The organism is Pseudomonas extremaustralis (assembly GCF_900102035.1).
Taxonomy (GTDB): domain Bacteria; phylum Pseudomonadota; class Gammaproteobacteria; order Pseudomonadales; family Pseudomonadaceae; genus Aquipseudomonas; species Aquipseudomonas extremaustralis.
Genome location: NZ_LT629689.1, coordinates 4,628,776 through 4,652,995 on the forward strand (window position 1 = coordinate 4,628,776; position 24,220 = coordinate 4,652,995).

The 24,220-nt window shown below is 59.3% G+C and carries 18 protein-coding genes; 8 read left to right on the top strand and 10 right to left on the bottom strand.

All coding sequences use genetic code 11. The features are described 5' to 3' along the window. Positions 1-60: 60 nt before the first annotated feature. The 8 genes from BLR63_RS21265 (at position 61) to BLR63_RS21300 (ending at position 6,811) form a co-directional block, all read left to right on the top strand. On the top strand, positions 61-1,047 hold the full coding sequence (locus tag BLR63_RS21265) for an AraC family transcriptional regulator (protein WP_010567867.1): 987 nt from the start codon (positions 61-63) through the stop codon (positions 1,045-1,047). Positions 1,048-1,215: 168 nt separating this feature from the next. Next, a complete protein-coding gene (locus BLR63_RS21270; protein WP_042947856.1) occupies positions 1,216-2,250 on the top strand; it encodes a DUF1254 domain-containing protein in 1,035 nt (344 codons plus the stop codon). A 72-nt stretch (positions 2,251-2,322) separates the two neighbouring features. Next, on the top strand, positions 2,323-3,165 hold the full coding sequence (locus BLR63_RS21275; protein ID WP_010567865.1) for a MipA/OmpV family protein: 843 nt from the start codon (positions 2,323-2,325) through the stop codon (positions 3,163-3,165). A gap of 37 nt (positions 3,166-3,202) precedes the next feature. Beyond that, positions 3,203-4,018: an acid phosphatase gene (locus BLR63_RS21280; protein ID WP_010567864.1), complete on the top strand. Its 816-nt coding sequence runs from the start codon at positions 3,203-3,205 to the stop codon at positions 4,016-4,018. A gap of 16 nt (positions 4,019-4,034) precedes the next feature. Continuing rightward, complete coding sequence (locus BLR63_RS21285) at positions 4,035-4,808, top strand: hypothetical protein (protein WP_010567863.1); 774 nt, start codon at positions 4,035-4,037, stop codon at positions 4,806-4,808. A gap of 78 nt (positions 4,809-4,886) precedes the next feature. After that, on the top strand, positions 4,887-5,144 hold the full coding sequence (locus BLR63_RS21290) for a bacteriocin immunity protein (protein ID WP_083365970.1): 258 nt from the start codon (positions 4,887-4,889) through the stop codon (positions 5,142-5,144). 18 nt (positions 5,145-5,162) lie between these two features. Then, a protein-coding gene (locus BLR63_RS21295) for an IS3 family transposase (RefSeq protein ID WP_156791909.1) occupies positions 5,163-6,313 on the top strand; the annotation gives its coding sequence in 2 pieces (ribosomal slippage) (positions 5,163-5,397 and positions 5,397-6,313; 1,152 coding nt in all). A gap of 243 nt (positions 6,314-6,556) precedes the next feature. After that, positions 6,557-6,811, top strand: a complete 255-nt coding sequence (locus BLR63_RS21300; protein WP_010567154.1) for a bacteriocin immunity protein — start codon at positions 6,557-6,559, stop codon at positions 6,809-6,811. A gap of 124 nt (positions 6,812-6,935) precedes the next feature. Here the strand turns inward: BLR63_RS21300 and BLR63_RS21305 are convergent, their stop codons facing one another. The 10 genes from BLR63_RS21305 to BLR63_RS21350 form a co-directional block, all read right to left on the bottom strand. Further along, on the bottom strand, positions 6,936-8,741 hold the full coding sequence (locus tag BLR63_RS21305) for a DUF262 domain-containing protein (protein ID WP_010567153.1): 1,806 nt from the start codon (positions 8,739-8,741) through the stop codon (positions 6,936-6,938). A 137-nt stretch (positions 8,742-8,878) separates the two neighbouring features. Beyond that, positions 8,879-10,249, bottom strand: a complete 1,371-nt coding sequence (gene pelG / locus BLR63_RS21310; protein ID WP_010567152.1) for an exopolysaccharide Pel transporter PelG — start codon at positions 10,247-10,249, stop codon at positions 8,879-8,881. After that, positions 10,250-11,764, bottom strand: coding sequence for a GT4 family glycosyltransferase PelF (gene pelF, locus BLR63_RS21315; protein ID WP_010567151.1), 1,515 nt, complete (start codon positions 11,762-11,764; stop codon positions 10,250-10,252). Next, positions 11,757-12,749: a HEAT repeat domain-containing protein gene (locus BLR63_RS21320; RefSeq protein ID WP_010567150.1), complete on the bottom strand. Its 993-nt coding sequence runs from the start codon at positions 12,747-12,749 to the stop codon at positions 11,757-11,759. Before BLR63_RS21320 ends, pelF begins: the two co-directional genes overlap by 8 nt. Beyond that, positions 12,727-14,094, bottom strand: coding sequence for a PelD GGDEF domain-containing protein (locus BLR63_RS21325; protein ID WP_042947496.1), 1,368 nt, complete (start codon positions 14,092-14,094; stop codon positions 12,727-12,729). The genes BLR63_RS21320 and BLR63_RS21325 overlap by 23 nt, the downstream gene beginning before the upstream one ends. Positions 14,095-14,099: 5 nt before the next feature. Beyond that, entirely contained in the window at positions 14,100-14,618 is a 519-nt protein-coding gene (locus BLR63_RS21330) for a hypothetical protein (RefSeq protein WP_010567148.1), read from the bottom strand. A gap of 26 nt (positions 14,619-14,644) precedes the next feature. Next, positions 14,645-18,253 (bottom strand): tetratricopeptide repeat protein, encoded by a 3,609-nt coding sequence (locus BLR63_RS21335; RefSeq protein WP_010567147.1) that lies wholly within the window; start codon positions 18,251-18,253, stop codon positions 14,645-14,647. After that, positions 18,231-21,041: a bifunctional glycoside hydrolase 114/ polysaccharide deacetylase family protein gene (locus tag BLR63_RS21340; RefSeq protein WP_010567146.1), complete on the bottom strand. Its 2,811-nt coding sequence runs from the start codon at positions 21,039-21,041 to the stop codon at positions 18,231-18,233. Before BLR63_RS21340 ends, BLR63_RS21335 begins: the two co-directional genes overlap by 23 nt. A gap of 55 nt (positions 21,042-21,096) precedes the next feature. Next, positions 21,097-22,029 (bottom strand): SDR family NAD(P)-dependent oxidoreductase, encoded by a 933-nt coding sequence (locus BLR63_RS21345; protein WP_010567145.1) that lies wholly within the window; start codon positions 22,027-22,029, stop codon positions 21,097-21,099. A 483-nt stretch (positions 22,030-22,512) separates the two neighbouring features. Then, positions 22,513-23,829 (bottom strand): OprD family porin, encoded by a 1,317-nt coding sequence (locus BLR63_RS21350; RefSeq protein ID WP_010567144.1) that lies wholly within the window; start codon positions 23,827-23,829, stop codon positions 22,513-22,515. Positions 23,830-24,220: the final 391 nt, after the last annotated feature.

A 24,220-nucleotide genomic window follows, 5' to 3' on the forward strand; every position in this document is an offset into this window, starting at 1 on the left:
TTTCCAGCGTGCCAACACAGCTTCCAAGCGCATTCCCAATAAAAACAGAGGCAAACACCCATGACGAACGCTACACCCGCCATCAAACTCAGCACGCTTCGGCAAATCGCCCCGTACCTGAGCATGCGAGGGGTGTTGCCGCTGGAGTTCTTTCGGCGTTTTGGGATTTCTCCTCACGTGTTTCAAAACCCTGAGGCCTGGGTACCCAGGGCGGCCTGCTTTCATATCGCCAATGAAATGGCTGCGGCGGCGCAGGATCCGTTCGGCGGGGCGACGGTGGGGCATCTGACGGATGTGCGTTCGACCGGGGTTTGGGGCGAGTTGATATTGGGCTCGACCAATCTCGCTCAAGCGTGTGCGGCAGCGGCGGTTCATACGGATTTGCTGCATCAGGGAAGCGAAGTAAAGATCATCACCGAAGGCCGTAAGACGAAACTGATCCAGCACTTTACCGGGCAGCACGAAGTTGACCCCAAGCAAGTCATTTTTGGCACCCTGGCGGTGCTCAGAAAAGTGCCTCTGTTGTCCGGCGAGCCTGGGGCTATTCGGGTACATCTGAAAAATCCGCGGGAAAGAGGCGATGAGGCGCTTGAGGAATACCTGGGGCCGAACCTGGCGATGAACGCTGAGTACAACATGATCGAATTCGATCGTGAGTTGCTCGAAATCCCGCTGCAACCGGTTCGGGATGTTGCCTGGAAAACCACCCAAGCCTTGAATTCGACGTCTGAAGCCGCCGACGTGCTCGCCAGGCAGATAGCGGACCAGGAACAATCCAAACTCGTCACCATTTCAAGAAAGATTGGGCTGTCTGTGCGAACGCTGCAGCGGCGTCTCGAACATTGCGGCATCGACTTCGAAGCGTTACGTGACGAGACGCGTCGCCACGAGGCCTTTCAGTTACTGGCCAGCGGTAAATACACTGCGACCGAGATTGCCTACATGGTCGGCTACAGCGATCCCGCGCACTTTACCCGTGCTTTCAAGCGCTGGACCGGAAGCCCGCCGTCGCGCTATCGCGCTATCTTGTTGAAACAGGATCGCTAACTTCCCCACCGGTTTCTTCCACCCCTCTTGCCCAACCGTCTAGCCCCTTTCAGGGACGGCCTTCGCGTGCGCGTTGGTTTTGCTTTTGGCACCAAATGGCAAGTTTGCGCGAGGGCGTTCTTATACAGTCAAAAAATTAACGCCAACTTATAAAACCAAGAGGTTTAAATGTCCCATTCATCCACGGTCTGCATCTTCGCCATGGCGCTGGCCGTTTTTGGAAGTTCGAACGCGCAGTCATCCTCGGACACGACAATACCGGTGGGTGTGGATAACTTCATTCGTGCCGAGTCCGATCTTTACTTGGGAAAAATGGTCGCGACGGGCAGTTTGGGCCGCTTTGTTCATAGCCGCGAAGCCGTGCCCATCGACGCGCAGAATGTGGTCCGGATGAATCGGGACACGCTCTATTCATCCGCCGTGTTCGATCTCGACGCGGGCCCCGTCACGATCACCTTGCCCGAGGCCGGAGGACGGTTCATGTCGATGGCGGTGATCAATGAAGATCACTACGTGCCCATCGTCAGTTACGGCGCCGGTCGCCGGACGCTGACGAAAGAGGCGGTCGGCACCCGCTATGTGTTTGTGGCAGTGCGCACGTTCTTCGACCCCAACGATCGCCAAGACCTGGAAAAAGTGCATGCCCTGCAGGACGCAATCACCGTCAGCCAAGCCAAGGTCGGGGAGTTCGTCGTGCCGAAGTGGGACCCGGTCAGCCAGGCCAAGGTTCGGGATGCCTTGTCGGTGCTGGGCTCGACCATTCCCGACTACAACCAGTCCTTTGGGCCCAAGGGGGCAGTCAATCCGATCCATCACTTGATCGGCACCGCGACGGGCTGGGGCGGCAACCCGGCCAAGGACGCGATCTACCTGGGCGGTGTGATGCCGCAGAACGATGGCAAAACCGTGTACCGGCTCAAAGTCGGGGAGGTTCCGGTGGGGAGTTTCTGGTCCGTGAGTGTTTATAACGCAGACGGTTACTTTCAGAAAAACCCCTATGACGCTTACTCGCTGAACAACCTCACCGCCAAGAAAAGCGCGGATGGCTCGATTGTCATCCAGTTCGGTGGTTGCGACGCAAAGGTCGCCAATTGCCTGCCGACGCCGCCCGGTTGGAACTACACGGTCAGGCTTTATCAACCGAGCGAAGAAATCCTGAACGGCCAATGGAGCTTCCCGAAGCCGCAGCCGGTCACGCGCTGATTGAAAAACACCGACGTTTATAACTAAGCGCCCGTGCCCATAAGTTTGGTTTTACACCCTAGGAAAGAAACAATGACAACCATCGGTGATTCAAACTTGCTTAAGCATCCGGTCATGCTCATTACCGGTGCGACCCTCGCACTTGCAATGGTGTTACCCGCACACGCAGACGATTCCAACGAACCTTCCGTGACTGTCGGCGGCGGGCTTGCCGTCGGCCCGTTGTACGAAGGTTCTTCACACTACGCCGCATTCCCTTCGCTGAAACTCAAAGCGGTCTTACCGACCGAAAACTGGGGCAAATTTACCGCCGCGTTCCCGGATGGACTGCGCTGGGATTTGCCGGGACTGTCTCCGTTCGGCTTGGCCCTGCTGATCGGTTACGACCCGGGGCGCAAGGAACGAATCCACACCCTTGGGGGGCGTGACGACTACCTCAAAGGCATGGGCAACCTGGACAGCACGGCTCTGGTCGGGGCGGAAGCGTATTGGCTCCTGCCGGCCGGCCGCCTGTTTGTTCGAGGCCTGCAATCCAGCCAGAGCCGCGATTACGGCGGCGAAAGCCTGGGGCATACCGCGTACCTGGAGGCCGGGGTGGCCACTGCCTATGCGCTGTCTTCGACATTGACCCTGGACTCGACCCTGTACGGTACCTGGAGCAATGAGAACGACATGATGGCCCGCTTCGGTGTCACCGCCCAACAGGCCGCACGCACCCGGTTCGACGAATACCACCCGGGCGGTGGGATGCGCGACGTGACCTTGAAACTGGGTCTCACGTGGCAATGGCAGCCACAGCTGGCACTGGAAGGCGGGATCAAGACCTACGCCCTGGTCTCCGATGCCCGCAACAGCCCGCTGACGGGGGAAAAAGTCGGCGCTGGCGCCTATCTGAATGCGCTCTACCGGTTTTGATCAGCCGGCGATACCCGGATAGATAAAGGAACACTCGATGAAAACACTGCATAAGCAGTTGGGGCTGGCCGGCCTGCTCTGGTCGGGGCTGGTGCTTGCCGACGATACCGCCACGAAGGTCACCGACCCTCACTTCAAACTGGCCCCAGGCTATCTTGACCCGGCGGACTTGCCACTGCGCCTGGCATTGCTGGGTGCCCCACCCAAGCCCGATTCCGCAGCGCTGGCGCGGGATGAGGAAGCGCGGCGTGCGGCGCTGTCACTGCGTGGCACCGCGCGGGAGAAACTCGCCGCAGCGGATGCGGAGCTGTCATTCCCGGGCCCGGCGAAAGCCTTCTCCTGCGCGATGGGCACGCCGATCACCGAGAAAAACACACCGCATCTTTACACCTTGATGCAACGCACCCTGACGGATGCGGGCGGTTCCACCTATGCCGGGAAAAACGCCTACAACCGCACCCGCCCATTCGTGGCGCACAACGAAGGCACCTGTCGCAAAGACATGGAACCGCTGCTGCGCACGGATGGCTCCTGGCCGTCCGGCCACTCCGCTGCCGGTTGGGCCTGGGGGCTGTTGCTGGCCGAGATCCAACCGGCACGCGCCACGGAACTGATGACCCGCGGGCTGGCATTCGGCCAGAGTCGGGTCATCTGCGATGCACATTGGCAGAGCGATGTGGACGCGGGTCGCATCATGGGGGCCGCAACGGTGGCGAGCTTGCATAGCAATCCGGCGTTCCTGGCGGATCTGGCGGCCGCGAAGGAAGAGATCAAGGCCGCGCAAAAAGCCGGTTTGAAGCCTACAGAGGATTGTGCGGCCGAGAGCGTAGCGCTCTCACTGACGCAGCACTGATCGGAGAAACAGCCTCATGCACAGTGACAACCCACGCTCGGTCTTGGGACATAAGCGCGCACGGCTGGCGGTCGCGTTTGCGGCCGCCGCATCCAGCTTGTCGACCGGAGCCATGGCGGCGGACGGCGATGGCTGGACGTTCAACGGTGGACCTTACGTATGGGGCGCCGGGATTCGTGGACACGTGGGCCATAAAAGCACCGGAACCCAGTTTATAAAGTCCGACTTCGCCGATATCGCCAAGACGGTGGATATGTCGGTGATGCTGATGGGCGAGGCGCGCCGGGGCCCCTACAGCGTGCTCGCCGACCTGATGTACATCGACACCGACACCCGCAACCGCCTGCCTGGTGGCGCCAAACTTGAAGTAGAAAGCAAGACAGCATCCGGATTCCTGGGGGGCGGCTACACGGTGCTGGGTGATGAAAGCCGTCGCTTGGACGTCGCCGGTGGTGTGCGCGTCTGGTACAGCGGCACCACGCTCACCTTCCATGGCGGACCTCTCGGTGGCTTATCGGGCTCTGACAACGCGACCTGGGCAGACGCCATGGCGGGACTGCGCGGGCACTATGCCGTGAACGATCGATTCTGGCTGTCATCCTGGGGGATGGCAGGCGCCGGACAGTCCCGAGAAGACTGGGACCTGGCAGCGCTGGCAGGCTGGGAGTTCTTGCCTGGGTTCTCGGCGGTGGCTGGCTACCGGGCGATGGGGGTGAATTATCGCCACGATGGTTTTGTCTACGACATTGTCCAGAAGGGGCCACTGTTGGGGATCAGTGGGCGATTCTGAGGCTTGCCCGTAGAGCGTCCATAACCTATCAGTAGTGACGCCGAAACGACATGTCGAGATTCACAGGGAAGACAGACAATGACTTTGAAAAATAGTGTTTCAGACTACACAGAAAAAGAGTTCGTCAGACTGCTCCAGCGAATCATCGGAAACGATGCAAGCGAAGAGGAGGAGAACAAACTTGTTCATCACTTCAACACCCTTTGTGGGCATCCGGCAGGCTCTGATTTGATTTTTTACCCAGAAGATGGTGCGGATGACTCCGCCGAAGGCATTACCCAAACGGTCAAAGTGAATCGCCCCGGGTTTCGTAGACACCTCCATGCCTTAAACTGAGGCCAATCAGGAGGTGCCATGAGCAACCCACGTTATCCCGAAGAATTCAAAATCCAAGCGGTCAATCAAGTGACCGAAAAGAAGCTGCCTGTCGCTGATGTGGCGGCGCGTCTTGGCGTGTCGTCGCATAGCCTCTATGCCTGGATAAAGCGCTACAGCAAACCTCAGGCAGAACGGCAGCAAGACGATGATCAGCACGCGGAACTGCGGCGTCTGCGAGCCGAACTCAAGCGGGTCACCGAAGAGCGAGACATCTTAAAAAAGGCGGCCGCGTACTTTGCCAAGGAGTGCGGTTGAAGTACGCCTTTATCAAGCAGCGAGCGGGCGACTATTCCATTCGGCGGCTTTGCCTGACGCTGAAAGTCCATCCCAGTGGTTATTACGCTTGGTTGTCTGAGCCGCAATCTGCACGCGCTAAAGACGACCAACGATTGCTGGGTTTGATCAAGCATTCATGGCTGGAGAGCGGCGGTGTTTATGGCTATCGCAAAATTCATGACGATCTGCGCGAGGTCGGTGAGGATTGTGGTCGGCATCGTGTGGCGAGGCTGATGCGTCTTGAAGGTCTGCGCTCTCAGACAGGGTATCGACGCCGCCCTGGCAAGTACGGCGGTAAGCCAGCGGTCGCCTCACCCAATTTGCTGAAGCGCCAGTTCGATGTCGTAGAACCCAACAAAGTTTGGGTCACCGACATCACCTACATTCGCACGTATGAAGGCTGGCTGTATTTGGCGGTCGTGCTGGATCTGTTTTCTCGTCAGGTCGTCGGCTGGTCAATGAAATCGCAGATGACCAGTGATTTGGCCATTGATGCGTTATTGATGGCGGTTTGGAGGCGAAAACCGAAACAGGAGGTGATGGTTCACTCTGACCAGGGCAGCCAGTACAGCAGCGCCGATTGGCGCAGTTTTTTGAAGGCGAACAATTTGGTTGCCAGCATGAGCCGCCGAGGCAATTGTCATGACAACGCCGTGGCTGAGAGCTTTTTCCAGCTTCTAAAGCGGGAACGGATCAAGCGGAAAATCTATTCCACGCGCGAAGATGCTCGTAGTGATGTGTTTGATTACATCGAGATGTTCTACAACGCAAAACGCCGCCATGGTTTCAACAATCAGCTGTCACCGGTAGAGTTTGAAAAGCGTTATGCAATGAGCTTGCAAGGTGTCTAGAGAATCCGGGGCGATTCAAAGCATGGCGTCTTGCCCATGAACTACCCGGCTTTAAGGAGGCCTGAGGCCAAGCGCATGGAGGAAGCGTTGTATGAGACGAAGATCCTCAACTTCCGTCGTTTACTGGACAAACCTGAGTTAGCAACCTGAATTCTGGGTGTGATCAACGGGTATCTGGGGAATCGCAGCCTGTCCCTATCCCAAAAAATCACATTGACCTCCACAGAAAGTAGCAGGCACGACATGGCAACTATTTCTGATTTCACAGAAGCGGAATTTGTTGGCTTCATCAAAAAGATACGCGTCGTAAACCAAGGCGGAACAGATGAAGCACTGGGCGAATTGCTAGAAAGATTCAGCCAGCTTACTGGTCATCCCGATGGGTACGATTTGATTTTCCACCCTGAATCAGGCGCTGATAATTCTGCCGAAGGCATTACCCAAACGGTCAAAGCATGGCGTGCAGCCAACGGCCTGCCGGGCTTCAAAGAGGTTTGAAGCCCAGCCTCGGGGCGGCGTTTGATACCGCTCGTTTCCTTTGCATCCCAACGGTTCTTAACCTGGGGGAGAAGATAGAACCGTCCTTGGCCTTTGGAACCAAGGGAGACAAACCGACTATTTTTTACTCAGCGACCTCACGTTCTTCCTCCGGTGCTGCGATCGTCCCTGCCAGCATGGTTTCACCAAATCCTAGAATGTCGGCATAGCGCTTGCGCAGTAAAACGTCCCTCGCATCCAGGAAGTCCAAGAGGCGCTCGGTTTTGTATAGCGCCGGGTCTGCCGGAATCGAATGTTGCTCAATGAACGCCGGGCTGCGACCCGCCAGCCACGCCTCAAAGGGTGTGTCCGATTTTTCGATATTGTCGAGGTAAGGCAGCAATTGCAGATTACTCAACCGGTCTTTGCCCTCAAGGTAAGCATCGACCTCTGACGGGGAAATGCCCTGGCTGAGCAGTTTCGGCTTGGTCAGGCTGCCTTGAGGAAAGATGTGATCAACATGGTACTGCGCACTCCCCCAGCGGGTGTCCGGATGAAGCAGGGAGATGGCGAAAAAGCAGGTCCAGTCCTGATACGTCAGAGACAGCAGATCGTCCAGGCTGCGAGGGTCGGTGAAATCGATTTGGCTCTGCCGGCGCAAACCGATCAGTAGCGCCTGCTCGGGGAAATCATTGGAGGTTGCCAGACTTTCCTGAATGATTTTTCGGGACTGACTGATGGTTCCGTCGGACGATCCGCCGAAGGTGCTGGCCAGCAATGCCTTGACGAGCCAACGATGCATGGCGCGGACAGCTTCGACGTGCGCGGACTCGGTCGAGTTGAAGCGCATGGAAGTTTGGAAGAAGTAATAAGCGATCGGCAACAGAGCGTTGGCACTTGTCAGTGTTTCACGGTCGATGCCGAAGTCATTTGTAAGGCGCACGGTCATTTCGAGCGCCGATTTGATCCTTTCCCAGTTCACCCGGATCAGGTCCAGATTCTTCTTGGTGAAATTGGAGATCTTATAAGCGTTCGGCAAATCCGACAGCACCAGACAGGCTTTCATGACCCAGTCTTTATCGAAGTTGTTGTTGCGGGCCAGGCCAGTGTTCAAGTAGTCCACAAACCCATAGATTTCTTCTCGGGCGTTCAGATCACCCCAGGTCGTGGTAATGGTCGACAGCAACAGGTCTGACTTGCTGAGCTTGGTACCGCCTTCGTTGGCACGGACAAAAATGTCCAGCACCCGCTCCAGGGAGCGACTGGTTTCAGTGAAAAAGGCAATGGATTCATCCACCCAAATAGCATCGTAGAGCTTCTTGAAATTGCGCTCGACGATCTTGCGATCCACACGGCTGACGTCTTTTTCCTCGAGGGTATCCAGCATGTTTTCCAGATAGGCGTCGAATTGATCCTTGTCCACAAACTGCATGATGCTGCTGACAGGAAACCAGTGCGCGTTATCTTGAGCCGTTGGCGGTGAGTTGAAGAATGACAGGCCGTAGGAAACATCGGATTCGGCTTCCTCGTCACTGGCATCTTTCATCAAGTCGAGGTAGAGATTTTGCCGAACCCAAGAGTCGGGGTTTTGCCAGCGCCGACCCTTGAGCTTGACCTTGTAACTACCACGCAAACCGATCAACAGAGAGGTCAAACGTTGCTGGCCATCAAGCACCAACGTCAAGGGCTGATCGTTGATCTTGGCCTCTTCGTTGTGGAAGTCGCCAAATTTGAAATCTTCGACAAATTTATAAATATCGAGCCTTTCAATTTTTGAAGGATCTATGTCCCAGAACAGAAAAGAGCTGATCGGGTAGCCTTTGAGCAAGCTGTCGAACAGGCGAACGATTTGTTCTGGCGTCCAGACGTAAGGGCGCTGGATAGCGGGCAGGTAGTAATCGCGATTCAAGCGGCGGATGACGCCCGCAATAGTGCTGGATTTATAAGCCATGTTTCGTCCTTGGAGTGAGTGCACAGCAGACAAAGGCGCTATTCCCCGAAGCCGCCCAGCCATTGCGCGCAATAAATAACAAAAAAGGCACTTGCCGCTAACCGCCAAGTGCCTTTTTTAAACGCCGCAATCCTCGATCAGCGAGACAACATGAACGTCTCGTACTCCAGGTCTTCCAGCGCCGTGGACAGTCGCGCCAGCCCCAGCAACACACAGGCCAGCAACGACAGCGTAAACCCATAGCCGAAGAAGCTCGGGCCAAGGTGCATGCTCAAAAGCGTCAGGCCGGCGTTGAGTACGGCGAACAGTACGCACAGCTCCAGCACTACGCGGCGTTTGTCGAGGTAGAAGAACACGTTGAGCAGGGCCATGAATACCACTTGGATACTCACGCCGATCAGGTCGATGTAGAACAGCGGCAGGTAGTAGCTGGAGATGCCCAGCCAGTCCAGCAGGCGCGGTGCGAAGAGGAACAGCAGCACCACGGTGAGGCCCTGCACCTTGCAGATTTCCAGCAGGCCCTGGCGGATGGACAGGGTCATTTCGGTTTTCAGCGAGCCGATGTGCTGCAAGGTTTCGCCATCGCGGATCGCGCGGAACAGGCGGTCGTACCATTCGGCGAAGTCGGTTTCGATGCGCACCAGGAACACGGCCATGCCGGGAATGATCGCCAGGTAAGCGATGAAGATCGGCATGTCATAGAGGATCGAGGCTCGCAGCGGGCCGATGACTTCGCTGGAGGTGCCGGGGTTGAACCAGAACAAGATCTTGTCCACCCAGATGCCGAAGTTGTAGAAAAACCCGGTCACCAACAGGCTGAGGAACACCTTGCGCCGATCGAGAAAGTCGAAGGCAATCAGCTTTTCGGCGCGGTATTCGCGCAGGATGTCGTACAGGTACAGGAACAGCAGCGCGCTGTGCCCGATCAACAGCGCCAGCAGCAGGCCTGGCATCTGCAGGAAGCTCAGCAGGTACGCGCTCACGACCATCAGCGAGTAGCCCACCAGCATCACCATGAGGATGCGGTTATATTTTTTCATCCCCGACAAGAAGATGATCACCAGCCAGAGGTTGCACAGCACCACGAAGTTCGCCAGCACCAGCACGCGGTAGATCAGCGGCTGATCGAACAGCAGCGCCAGGACGATAACGCCCAGTACGCCGGCGCCCACGGTGACCAGCAGCAACACCCCCAGCAGGTTGGGCAGGATGTGGTCATAGCGGTGCTCGAACAGTTGGTCGGACACGAACCGAGTGAAGAACAACTGCAGCCCGCCCGTGAGGATCAGCGAGCTGGCCATCAGGTACGTCACCGTCACCAGGAACTGCCCCACCAGTGAGTTGGGCAACAACAAACCCAGGCTGATGATGCCCACCAGCATCACGCTGATGATGGACAGCACCCATGGCCCGGAGCTGATCAAGCCGGCGTAGACGTAGGCGTGCAGCGTGGCAGTGTAAGAGTCGCGCGACAGGATCTTGCGCAGTTCAAAGCCAATACCGGCCATTTAGCTGTTCTCCGTGGCTGCCTGGTACAGGTCGCGGTAGCGCTGCAGCATCAAGGCTTCGGTGTAGTAACGGTTGACCCGCGCCAGGCCGCTGGCCTGTGCGGCCAGCCAGCGCTCGGGGCTGCGCAGCAGTTCCAGGATGGCGGCGGACGTGGCCTGTGGGTCGGCGATCGCGACGACCTTGCCGGCAATCCCCAGGTCACGGTCTTCGGCGATGCCGCCTTCGATCAGTTCGCGACACGAACCGACGTCGCTGCTGACCACCGGCGTACCGGCGGCCCAGGCTTCGAGGATCACCAGGGGTTGCGCTTCACTGATCGAGGTCAGCACCATCAGGCCGAGCTGAGGCAGGATGTCCTGGATGCGCTGGAAGCCCAGGAAATGCACCTTGCCTTCCAGGCCCAGACTGGCCATCAAGCTGCGGCACTCGCTGACGTATTCCGGATCTTCCTCTTCAGGCCCGACGATCCAACCTTCCACCTCAGGCATCACGCTGATCACACCGCGCATGGCCCGCAAGAAGGTTTTCACGTCCTTGATCGGCACCACGCGGCCGATCATGCCGACGCGCGGAGCAATGCCCGGCGCGCGGTTTTCCAGGACCTGGGTCCACTGCGTCAGGTCGATGCCGTTGGCAATCAACTGGGTGCGGCTGGGTTCGGCGCCGTCCTTGATCTGGCGCTGACGGTTGCCGTCATACAAGGCGATGATGCTGTCGGCACTGTTGTAGGCCAGTTGGCCGATCCGTTCGAAAAAGCGAATCCACAGGGTGCGCGTGTAACCCGAGCCACCGTCGAGGCTGCGGTTAAGCGCCTGGCCGGAGCTTTCGGCGATCCACGAGGCCTGGGCCAGGTCGATCTTGCGCTCCTTGGTATAGATGCCGTGCTCGCTGAGCAGGTAGGTGCAGTTCCAGCGTTGCTTGAGAATGCAGCCCAACAGCCCGGCGTAACCGGTGGAAATCGAATGCAGCACCCGTGCCCTCGGCATGTTGCGCGAGGCTTCTGCCAGCATCAGCAGCGGCGATTGCAGCGAACGCAGGGTCCAGAAATAGTTGACGAAGGACGGGTCGGCGCAATGCTGGCGATAGCCTTCGCTGAGCGTCTCCCAACTGGCTCGGCTGCGCAGTACGTCGTCGAGGGTCAGATCGCCATTGGCGATGTCATCGAGCAACCGCTCGCCCATTGCGCGCTCGGGCGGGTCCGGGTGGTGCAGGAAGCGGTAGAGATCGAACAACTGCTGCGGGTTGGCCTCGCGTGGCGTGCCTCGCAGGTCGACCGCGCGGGTCGCATCCTCAAGGTACACCTCTTCGATATGCAGCACGTTCGCGGGCACTTCATAGCGCCGTGAGGTATATGCCGAACGCTGGCCGCCGATAAACAACACCGAAAAGGTGAACTCCGGCAGGCCGAGAATCATCTGGTGAATCCAGCTCGACACGCCGCCACGCACGTAAGGCCAGGTGCCTTCGAGCAATAGGCAGATGTCTGCTATCGGTGCTTCGTCCTTGTTATTCATTCCAGCTCCTCACCAACTCAGCAAACGGTGGCCGCTGACGGGTTTTCTCGGGAAGGCTGGCGAGCAACCCGGGAATTTCGTGATAACGACCGGCCTCGAACGCCAGCTCTGCGCGAAACGGCAAGACCTGGGCCAAGTCCATGCCGTTTGCTTCGGCCTCGCGCAGCAGCACTTCGGCGCGTTCGTTATCGCCGCGCTCCAATGCGATGCGGCCGGCCAGCAGGAACAGCTCCCCGCCCTCACCTGCCGCCAGGCCCAACTCGGCATGTTCGGCAGCCTGGCTGAGCACGTGTTCCAACACACTGCCCTGGGCCAGGCCGAGGTAGGCCAGTTCCCAGTACCAGCGCGCCAGCATGTTGTGCACCGGGCCCGCCGTTCGCGGGCGGCTTTCGGCGAGTTGCTCAAGGGCCATCTGGATATGCAGGTTGATGTCGCTTTCCTGCTTGTCGAGCATCGAGTAGGCCAGCAGGCGTACGTCGTCGCTGGGATCGCCAAGGGCCAACTTGAGGATCGGCACCGCTTCCTTGCCGGGCATGCGGCGCGTGGCCAGCAAGGCCGACAAGCGCTGATCCGGATCGGGCGCGTGGCGCAGCACATCCTGCAATCCACCATCGGAGAAGATCGGCTTGTGCAACTGCAACTGCGCGCGGAACGGCAGGCTTGGAATACCCACGGCCTGCCACGCCTGCTCGTCGCGCTTGCGCGGCAAGTACAGCGCCGGGAAGATCGAGGCCACCACACCCAGGGTGCCGATGACCGGCACAAAGAACGCCAGGCTGAAGATGAACAGCGGGCTCCACGGCAACGGCGCACGGTAGCGCGCCGGCAGCAAACGCCACACCGCCGCGCACAACATCAGGCAGGCGATCCCATGGCTGAAGGTAAAGACCAGCAGCTGATGCACTTGAGGCGCATCGAGCCACAAGCTGGCCCAACTGCCCGCCTCTAACAACAAGGCTCCGCTAAACAGCCACTTGCTGATCATTCAGGCCACACTCGTTGTAAAGGAAGTTACGCAGCCCGTTGCGGTCATGCCCAGGCTCCAGGTTGAAAGGCGTTACCCGTACACCCAGGCTCTCGAAGCTGCTGTCGATGCCGAAATGCTCATGCAACAGCTGGTTGATACGCGCCAGGTAACCTTCACCACCGTGCGGGCTGGTCAATGGCAACAGCACCAGCAGCAGTGCGCGGTCGCGGTTGTTGCGCACCGGCAAGTGCAGGTCCAGACCGCGCTGGCTGCGCTCCAGCAGACGCGTCAGCTCGTCACTGGGGCGTGTCATTTCAAACGCGAACAAACTGGCGTACAGACCGTGCTGCTCCACATCCACCAGCGAACGCTTGAGTTGCAGGGTGAACTGCTGGGCATCGGCGTCAGGCAGTTGCAGCACTTGCGGGTCGCGGCGCAGCAGGTCGGCGATATGCCCGGCCAGCAGCGACAACAGGCTCAAGGTGCGGTCCTGGAAGGCGAAGAACGGCATCTGCCGAACCGCCAGCATAGCCAGCAGGCGGCCCTCGGCGTCGATCAGCGGGATACAGGCCTGCAACGACGAGAACTGTGCGGCATTGCCCGAGTCAATCAGTTCCTGACGCACGCTGACCAGTTCACCGCGCTCCAGGCACAGCTTGACCAGGTGATCTTCAGTGTCCAACGGGCCCATGGTGCCGATCATCGCCAAGGCTTGGGGCAGCACGTTCTTTTCGCTCTCATCGACGCGATACAACCCGGCTACGCGCAAGGAGCCGTACTGGCCGAGCAACGCCACGATCGGTTCCGCCAGAGCGCTCAGCGCATTGCCTTCGACCGGAATGCCGCGCAACTTTTCACGCAGGCCCAGCAACGAACTGCGCAGGCTCTGGTCGCTGCCGGCCATGCGCTGTTCGAGCAGGTCATGGGAGACCCGCAGGATCTGATGGGCGCGGGTGAATTCGTCGAGACGATACTGACGGTATTCGTTGGCCATCTGCAGGCGTTCCAGGCGACGCACCCAAAGGTCGCGCACCTCGCCCACCAGCATCCCGCACACCAGCACGCCGACGATAAACGACGGTTCCAACTGGGTGTAACCCTCATGCCCGCTGCTGCGCAGCGCAAACAGCGCCGCCACCAACAGACCGGCGCTGAACAAGCCGCGCACAAAACCATAACGCACACCTAACAGCAGCGGCGCGAGGATTGGCCAAGGGAAACCGGCATGCATCTGTAACGGGTCTTCAGGCGTGAGCCAGAAGCCGAGGCCGATCGCCAGGCCCGTCACCAGTATCGTTTCCAGCCAAGACACCGGCCCGCTGGCGCGAGGCGCCAGGCTGTAATCCATGTGTGGAGAATTCATTGCGTTCACTCGAACCGAAGGGCGCCAACAAGTTTGTCGATGACGGTCTGAGCATTACCCGCCAGGCTTTCGCGGGACCAGCCGGCGCGCGCGCCGCTTTTGCTCCAGAGTACGGCGCCGCTCTTGGCGTCCAGTACGCGCAGGCTGATGCCCACCGCCGGTTCGCCGTCCAGGCCGTTTTTGTACTGCCACTCTTCCACGCTGCCGGCGACTACGTAATCGAGTTTCTGCTCGCGCGCCCAATCGAGGGCTCCGGCCAGACGCTCGTTGTCGTCCATCAGCGCTTGTTCGCCCTGGGTACTGACGGGGTAAACCCGTGGTTGCAGGCCGTGGCTGCTCAGCACACTGAGCAGGATCTGCTCGCTGCGCTCACCGGCTTGCGGCGTCTGGGAATAGTTGACCATCGGCACGATGCCCCACTGCGCATTGCGCGGCAGGTTCGGGCTGTTGTCACTGGTGAAGCTGGAGCAGCCGGCGACGAACAGCACTGCCAAAGCCAGGCTCAGGTTACGAATTGCTTGCATAGGTTTTTCTCCCGTAGATTCTGTAATCAGCGCCCGAAACGCACGCCGTAGCTCATACCCAGTGTGCCGCCGGACTTGCCGTCTCCGCCTTGTGGCGCAGATTGGTAACCGAAGGTGAGGGCCAGTTCGTCGTCACCCAGTACTTCGAAGCCGACGCCGGTGTTGATGCCGTAGTTGAAGGTCTGATCCGTCCACTGCCAGCCCGCCATCATGTCCACCAGCCAGGTGTACTGCGGCTTGGTGCGCACCAGCGCACCCGGTATGCCGCGACGCCAGGTGGTGCCGACATAGAGTTGGCCGTAGCGGCTTTGCAGCAGGTCGGCGGCAGTCACGGTTTGCACATCCAGAGGGTCAGGCAGGCCGGTATCAGGATCTATCGACTGTGGCGTGATCTTGATCGCGCCGCCGTTACGACTGGACAGGTAATCCAGATTCCGGTCCTTCACGCTGTTCTTCTGGTAATCCACACCGCTGCGCACGGTCCAGTTGGGCCCGGCGAATTCCAGGGTGTGGTCGAGTTCCAGCTTCAACGCCTGGCCGGTACCGAGCGAGTCGCCGGCACGGGTGGAGAACGAGCGCTGCGCCACTTCCCAGCTCAACTGGTCCCGCGCGGTCAGGCCATGACGACCGCCGACCCAGGCGCGGTCCTGTTGGCCGAAAGCGCGCATCAGGCCGCTGTCGTCAGTCTTGCGATGCCAGTCCAGGCCGGTTTCGATCTGGTGCCTGGAATCCAACTGCCACAGGCGCGACAAGCCCAAGCCGTTGCGGTCGTCGTCCTTGCGCTGGCTGGTATCGGCAAACAGTTTCCAACTGCCGTTTTCCACCGAGCGGACCAGAGTCAGGGCCGCGTTGCTCTCGTCGCCGATTCTCGACGAGATGACATCGCTGCCCTTGTAGTTACCGTGCTCCATCTCAAGGTCGGCGTACCAGTTGTCACCCAGGTTATGGGCGATTTCCAGGCGCGGCGAGTCGAACGAAATGCCGCCGAAGTCTTGCTTCTGATAGGACAGCAACGCGCCTTGCGGGGTGCTTTCGTGAATTTCAACGGCCTGGCGGCGCAGTTGTTCATTCACCGATTCCGGCTGGTCTTCGCCCAACGCGGACAGACTGGTTTCCAGGGCTTCGTTGCTGCGCCCCAGACGGCTGAGGGCCTGGGCACGCTGCGCCGGGTTCAGGTCGCTGCTGGCGAGCAGGGTTTCGACCTGGGCCTTGTTGCGGCTGCGCAGGGCTTCCTGGATCTGTTCATAGCGATCGACCTTGATGCCCTGGGTGCGAGCCCAAGCCAGCCATTCGTCTTTCTGCGCTTCCTGATTGGTCGCATCCAGACGCGCCAGCAGGCGTTCGAACCACAGTTGCTTCATCGACGGCGAACCGTCCTTCCACTTCAACAGTTCCTGTTGCGCCTTGCGCGGCGAGTAGCTGCTGGACATCAGTCGCAGCCAAGTGGTGTAGCGCTGGCCCGACGGCGCAAGGTTCTGCGCTTCAGGGCTGCGCAGCAGTTTCAGGCGCAAACGCTGGGCGGCATCTTCATAACCGGCGCTGTACAGCGCGTCGGCGTAGGCAGCTTGTACCAGCCAGTCCTGCTGGTTGTTCTTGAGGTACATCCGGTACCAGGCCAGGGATTCGCTATCACGGCCGAGCATCTGGCTGGCGCTGGCGAAGGCCAGCCACAACGCTTGGTCACTGCGCGCATAGCTTTTCCACTGGGTCAGCAACGGCTTGAGTTCCGTGGTGTTGCCCTGGTCCACATAGAGCCACATCAGGCGCTCACGGAACAGGTTGTCATCGGGGTACAGCGCCAGGCCTTGCAAGTACAAACGCTTGGCTTCGTCGGGCTGGCCCTGCTGCTGGGCCAACGCGCCGCGTACCGCCAGCACTTGCGCCTGCTCGTAAAGGGCCGGGTTATCCTCGACGCCTTTGAGCAATTTCGCGATCAGGTCCCAATCTTCCAATTCCTGGGCGAGCAACAACGAATCCACCAGGCGCTGGGAGTTGTGCGTGCGCTCCCAACTGGCGACCAGCAATTGCAGGGCGCGCTGCGGGTTGGTGGTGCGATAACTGGCGACCAACTGAGCTTCGTCGTTGCTATTGAGCGAGCCTTTGATTTGCAGCAGTTTTTCCAGGGACACGCGCAACTCGTCATCGAGTTCCAGGTCCCAGGCCACGGCGGCGCGAGTGGCCCAGTAGCTCGGGTCGGTGTTGTTTTCGCCACCGGCTTGCAACACGTTCCACGCACCTTGGTTATCGAACAGTTTCAGGTAGGCGTTGGCATAGTCGACCCGCTCGACGGTGGTGAGCTTGAAACGCTTGTCAAAGCCCTTGTACACCGGAATACGCTCCGCGTATTTGCCGGTGTTTTCCAGGTTCTGCAGCAACCGCACCCACGCCAGGCGATGCATCGGATAGGTGCGCAGGTAGTCGCGCAACCAGCTCTCGGCCTGTTCGGGCGTACCGCGGGATTCGTGACCGTAGATCAACGCATCGAGCTCGACGTCGGTCAGCGCGCGCTGCTCGCGGATTTCCGAGAGCAGCGTGATGGAACGGTCGAAGTCGAATTGCATGCTCGCCAAACGCCAGGCATGTTCACGCACCTGCGGCGACTCATGCAGGCGCAGCAAGCGTATCCAGTAATCCAGCGCCGTTGCGCTTTGGCCGCGCCATTCGGCAAGGTGGGCCATCTGCTCCAGCAGTGGCTGCTCTTCGGGGAAAGCATCGACCAATTGTTCGCCGACGCGCCAGGCACCGTCCAGATCGTTCATGCCTAGTCGCAGGCTGAAATCCTTGCGCAATGCCAGTGGGTTATCAGGCTGCAGCACCCGCCATTTCTCGATGAACCGCTCGGCCAGGTCGTAGCGTTTGATACCGATCGCGACATCGACGCCCTGTTGGACCCAGGCCCCATCGGTCTGCGGGTCCTTGAGTGCGTCCAACTCATCGGAGAGCACCTGCACGGCCTGATCACCGTGGTCGGAAGACAACAGGCTATCGAACGCCAGGCGTGCGTAGTCATGCCGCTCGTCCGGCTGCTGACTGTCGCGCTTGAGTTGCAGATAGATCTGCGCGGCGCGTGCCGGATCGCCGCTGGCCATGTACCACTGGGCTGCGGATTTGAGGGCCGCCGAGCGCTGCGACGGATCGCGGCCGGCGATCTCTTCGAACACCGAAGCGGCAAACCCTGGCGCCTGGAGATTCAGCGCCAGCTTGGCCAAGGCCTGCAATTGCGCCAGCGAGAGTTTTCGATGATCGATCGCTTGCAGGCGCTTTACCAATTCAGGCGGCACTTCTGGATGCTCGCTGCTCAGCGTCTCCAATGCGTCCAGCTCAAGACGGTAATACGCCTGCACGTCGGCCACTGGCTTGGGCCAACTGTCCAAGTGCTTGCGCGCCTTCGGATAATCGCCAAGACGAATCAGCAGATCGACCAGCTGCAAACGCAATGCGTCATCGTCAGGGTGCGCCGTCAACAACAGCTCGGCGTAGTTGGCCGAGACCGCATCCGGCTCACGGCCGTCGGGCTGGAACACCTCTTCACGCTGGAAGGTCGCCCACAGCAGGCCACCCACGGCGACACCCACCACCGCCAGTGCCCAGGGATTGAGCAGACGGCTGTTTTTACTGGCAGACGAGCTGACCATTACTCACCTGCTTCATAGGTAATTGAAAAGTCCAAAGGCCGGCGGATGCCTTGCCCGCAAAACGCTTGCCATCCACTTCAACCTGGCAGGCACTCGCGGAACGCACCGAGAACGTCAGGTCGATTTGCCCGGCAAACGAAAAACTCACGCGCTTGTCGTCCAGGTAACGCCAGTCCACCAGCGGCAGGTTGGCTTCCTCCAGCGCCGGATGGCTGTCTCGATCCGGACGCAGGAACAGCAACGCACGGTCACTGCTCAAGGCGACATAACGTCCCTGGGGCAAGTCGCGCACACCGGCGACGCCTTGGGAGCGCATGAGATCGGGCCAACCCATTTGCGGGTCCAGGCGCACGGTGCGCAGGCCGTCCATGCCGCGAATCTGCCAGCCACCGTCGGCGGTACGCGCCAGGCTGGATTGGTACAAACCATGGAGTCGGTCCAAGTAGTCACTCATCCACAGCGAGATAGGATGCTGCCCACGCATATAGGCGTAGATATCTTCCATGGCCTTGATCGATGCCTGCTTGGTGCTCGAGTAGAAGTGGTAATACAGATGCAGGCCACGCAGGCGACGCGGGCTGTCCGTCAGCTCGAAGGTTTCGATCAAGTCGCGGAAGCCGTAATACGGACCTTTCCACAGGTTGGTGTAGACGTTCTCGTTGATGATCGGCGCGTAATACTGCAAGCCACCTTCAGTGGGGCGCAGCAGTGGGTTCAGGCCGGTCAGCGAAGGCTTGGCCTTGGTGAGCATGGTCGAAGCGCCGTTGACATTTTTCAGCCCGGCATCGTAGGCGAGCTTGATGGTCTCGGCGGACGGCAGGGCGTCCCCTGGCCAGAACACCATCTTCACCGGCTTTTCCGGGGTGGTGAGCTTCTGGTTGATGTAATCGCGAGAGCCGATGATCTCACGGCGAAAATCGATTTTGTCGTAACCCGGAATGGCCATTTTCAACCCGTATTCAGGGTGGAAGTCTTCGTCGTCCTTGGCTTTTTCCGGCTGCATGAAGAACGGGTGGCTGAACGTATGGGTGGCCACTTCGACCTTGGGGTCGGCAAACAATGCGCGGGCAAGGGGCTCCAGCTCTTTGGCCAGGAACGGGGACATGCCGTGAGGTGAAATCTCACCCTCGATGATCGACACCGAGGTCAGGAACGGGTTGGGACGAATGAATTCGTCGAGCACCTGTTTCCCGGCGTAGGGCGAGCCACGCACTTCGGCGCGCGAAGGAAATCCATCGCCGTCAATGTGCACGGTGGCAATGCGGCGACCGTTTTCGGTGGTGGTGTCCGGACGCGGTTGCTCCGGCAGGCGCAGGCTGGCCTGGAGGAAGGCGAACGGATCAAGTATCCAGCGGCTGCGCTCGTTGTTGGACTCGAGCAGATAAGGCGCCAATGCCATCCCGCCCCACTTGCCCACGGCCACCGGGACGAATGTCTGGCCATTTTTGCCGGTGAGCGACAGCGCCGGCTTGGGGCCTTGAGGCAGCACGGAAACCGCGCTCAATTCCCGGGAACGAGGCTGCACAGGGGCCTCGAACGCGCCGATCAGCGTTTTATCCTGAGTGGCGATGGTCAGGGTCTGAAGCCCGGGCGGCGGCGCGAGGGTCAGGCCGAGGCGCTTGAGCAGTAGGCGGTTTTCAGTCGGCAGGCTGGCGAAAAACGCCACCGGTACATTCTCGTCCAGACGCTTGGTGAGCCAGCGGTCGAAGACGGAGCTGTCTTCCGGCGGGCCGCTGCCCATCCACGTGATGATGCCGGCGTACAAGCCGCTGAAGCGGTGTTCAGGCAGCGCGTCGGCGGACAGGTAGTCGATCCGGTAGCCGAGGTATTCGATCAGGCCGCCGAGCAGGGTGTGGCCGGCGTTTTCGGTCAAGTCGCCTTCACGCGGGTCGTAGACCAGAGCAATGCGGCGCGGCTGCACTTCGACGTTGCTGATGCCCATCGAGTCCAGCTCCGGCGTGCTGATGAAAGGCACGTAACCTTCGTCCCGCAGACGTTTGGCCAGCTTGCGCGCCTCTTCGATACGCTCCGGCGGCAGGTAGTCGATGGCTACCAGCGGAATGCCTTTGGCACGCAAAGGTTCAAGCTCGCTCAACAGCCATTTGCGATCGGACTCAGGCACCGGGCGATAGCGCTTGGCGGCGGCATCCCAACCGGCATACAGGGATTCGAAGGCAACGGCCGCGGGAACGCCGTCCAGTTCTGGCAATACTTCAAAACCACGGTTGAAGAACAATTTGAACGTTGGCTGACGCTTGTGCATTTCCCGCAGCAGGCTGGCAAGGCCGGCGCGCTGGGCCTCCCTCGAGCCTTCGGGCAGCAGCTGGAAGCTGTCCAGGGTGTCGAGGAACAGGCCGGCATAACCCTGGGCTTCCAACGCCTTGGCGCGGCCCAGCAAGTGCTCGCGCCATGCGGGCGAAGTCAGGTCCATCACCTGGCTGTTCCAGGAATCGTTACGGATCGGCGTGACGGCTTTGGTCAATCCCGCTTTAGCGATGTCGGCTTTATTGCCGTCGAATTCCCCCACGGACACGTAGGCAAACGGCTGACTGCCCAGCGCCCGCAGCGTTTTCACATCCGCCTGCGTCATATGCCCAGGCTCGACCACGGCCCAGTCGAACTGCGACAGCTCCGGCAGCGGTGGCTGGTCGGCGTACCAGAAGGCCACGCTGGCAGGTTGGGGCAAGGCAGCAGCCTGAACAGCTGGCACACCGACGAACAATGCGAGAGCAGCCAGCAGCCGCTCAGCGATCGCGCGCAAACGCGTCCTGCGGAAAACGATTTCCATAATTCACTCTTGAAAATAACTGAGCCAATACTGCGTTAACGCCGGGCGCGGCGCGTTACAAACTGCGTAAAAGCTGCGCCAGACCCTGGCCGATGGAGGTCGGTTCCGGGAGTGCAAAATGCTCCAGCAATCGGGTGTTATCGGCGCGCGAATGGCGAATGTCGCCTTGACGTGGCGCCTGGTAGGTCACGTTCAGCGGGGTGCCCGTGGCACTGCCCAGCTCAGCGATAAGGTCGTTCAGACTGGTGGAACGGTTAAGCCCGACGTTGATGGCTTCAGTGGTCGGCTCGCGGGTCTCGACGGCTTGGACAAGGATGCTCACCAGGTCTTGCACGTAGACGAAGTCGCGCGTTTGCTCACCGTCGCCAAATACCGTGATGGGCTTACGGGCCAGCGCGCGCTCGGTGAAAATGCTGATCACGCCGGAGTACGGCGAAGAGGGGTCCTGGCGTGGACCGAAGATATTGAAGAAACGGAAGATCACCGGCTCCAGGCCGTGCTCTCGGCGGTAGAAGTCCAGGTAATACTCGCTGGCCAGCTTGTCGCTGGCATAAGGCGTCAGCGGCGACTTGGAGGTCTCTTCGACAATGGCCGTGCCTTCGCCATTGTTGCCGTAGGTGGCTGCGCTGGACGCGAAAACCACGCGCGCCACACCGGCCTTGAGCATGCTTTGACACACGTTGAGGGTGCCGACGAAATTGGCCTGGTGGGTCGCAACGGGGTCGTCGACCGACGCCTGCACCGAAGCAACCGCGGCCAGATGCACCACCGCGCCGCAGCCACGCATGGCCTGCTCTACGACGGCGCTGTTCGCCACATCGCCGACGACCAATTCCAGGTCAGGATTCTCGATGGGCAGGTTGGCCACCTTGCCCGTCGATAAGTTATCCAGCACGCGAATCTTGTAGCCTTTGCCCAGCAAAGCGTCGACCAAGTGTGACCCAATGAAACCCGCACCACCCGTAACCAGAATTCGTCCAACAGCCATGTAGTTTTCTTCCTAAAGACTCGAGCGCAAACCTTAAGGAGCGAGCCAACCGAGAGCCTGCTGATAAGGTGACAGCGTTTATTGGTTGCCTTGATCGACGCCGCTTGACCATCTAGGTACAAGCAGCCAAATCCCTGTCTCTTGACAATTCACAGCGGACCAAATTACTCGTCCACTCATGTCATTTTAATGGCTTATCGCCAGCGAAATCGTCGCAGATAATGTTAGATCCACATAGAGCTGTCAATCTATTGTCTTATTTGCCGCTGAACGGCATTTTCCGCCAAAAACACGTCATTAAATTGACGACATAAATGAATCGAATCGCCTGTGACTTTCCCCAGACTAGACGGTTATTCGCGGTGGGTAGGGCAGGCTTCGACAAAAAGCAGTGCCGGGTGCTGATACTGATTTGCAGGCACAAAAAACCCCGAACCAGTCGGGGTTTTTTGTCGCCTTGAATCAGACGAGACGCCAGATCAGTTAGAAAACACTGATCGGGTAGTCAGCGATCAGACGGAATTCGTTACCGCCTACGTTGTACTGGTCGGCGTTGTTGGAAACGCGCAACCAGGACGCACGAGCACGCAGGCTCAGGTCTTTGGCCGGGCCGCTCTGAACGACGTACTTGAGCTGGTTGAAGATTTCACGCTCAGTGCCATTGCCGCGGTTGGAACCGTCGTCAATGTTGGTACCGCGCACGTAGGCGATGTTGTAGGTCAGGCCAGGCACGCCGAAGGTGCCGAAGTCCAGGCCGTAGCCGGCTTGCCAGGAGCGTTCGTCCTTGCCGTTGAAGTCGGACCAGTAGGAGTTGGCCAGCAGGATGGTGTTGCCGCCGTCGCCGACGCCGCCAGCGTTGCGATAGCCGCCGTACAGGTAGCCCGTGTCGCCGGTGCTGCGCTGGTGAGCGAGGGTGAAGCTATGCGCGCCAACGGCCCACGTGGCTCCCAGGCTCCAGATTTTGTTGTCGCGGGCAGTGGCATCACCTTGGGTTTCCAGGGCGAAGCTCTTGTCCAGCTTGGTTTTGTAGCCGTTGAAGTCAAACGTCAGCGACTGCTGTTCTGGCAGTGCCAGTACGTAGTTGACGTTGACGTATTGCTTCTTCAGCACGTCCTGCATGTCGGAGGCGTAGAGCGCAGCCGACAGGCTTTCGGTGAATTTGTAGCTACCACCGATGTAGTCGATGCTCTTCAGACGGCCGCTATCGGTTCCCTCGGCGCTCTTGCGAGCTTCCTTGGTGAAGTGACCCGCGTCCAGTTGCAGGCCGGCGAGCTCTTTGGAAACGATCGAAGTACCGGTGTAGGTTTCCGACAGCAGACGGGAGTTGTCGTAGGCCAGGACCGGAACGTTAGGGAACTGGTCACCGTACTTGAGCACGGTATTGGATACGCGGAACTTCACCGCCGCGCCGCCCTTGGCCAGGTCATGAGGTGCCGAGCCTGGGTTGGACGATCCATCAGGATTGGTCGTGCCGTTGCCTTGCTTGAAGAAGTCGATACCGCCCGCGCCCGCGCGGCCTTTGCCACCGTCCAGACGGATAGCGTATTGGCCAATCACGTCAACACCCACACCCACGGTGCCTTGGGTGAAACCGGAATCGAACTTGCCGATGAAACCCTGGCCCCATTCGGCTTTATCGCTCTTACCGTTCTTGTAGTCACGGTTGATGTAGGCGTTACGTGCGGCGATGTTCAGGTGGCTGTCTTCAACGAAACCCTTGGATTGTTCCTGGTCGTTTGCCATGGCCGTCGATGCGCTCAAAATCCCCAGAGCGATCAGACTCATCCGTTGCTTAAACATATTCTTGTATTCCTTATTGCGGGTTGAGTACGCGCTGTGACACCAGGCTCCATGTCACTTTTCTGGTGTCGACTTTTCCGAAAAAAAAGACCCGCGGACGACTTAACATGCCGCGGGCCTATTTCTGTGTGGAAGAGTCATGGCGGTTAGCCACAGGCGTTGGGCGCAATCCTAATCGTGCGTCGAATGATGTGTCAATTTCGCTAATCTTCTGTATTTAGGCGAAATAATTCTAAGCGAAGGCCCACGGGCGCGTTGAACCCCGTGTTCGACACTTCTAAAAGTCGCAGATGAAGGCGCTCTGGCCTCTGGAAATTCGTACCGTTTTACTGTCGTGGGCTCCCGACGGTAACAGCGACGGATTTACCAGAGTCAATATCTCAACGGTGTT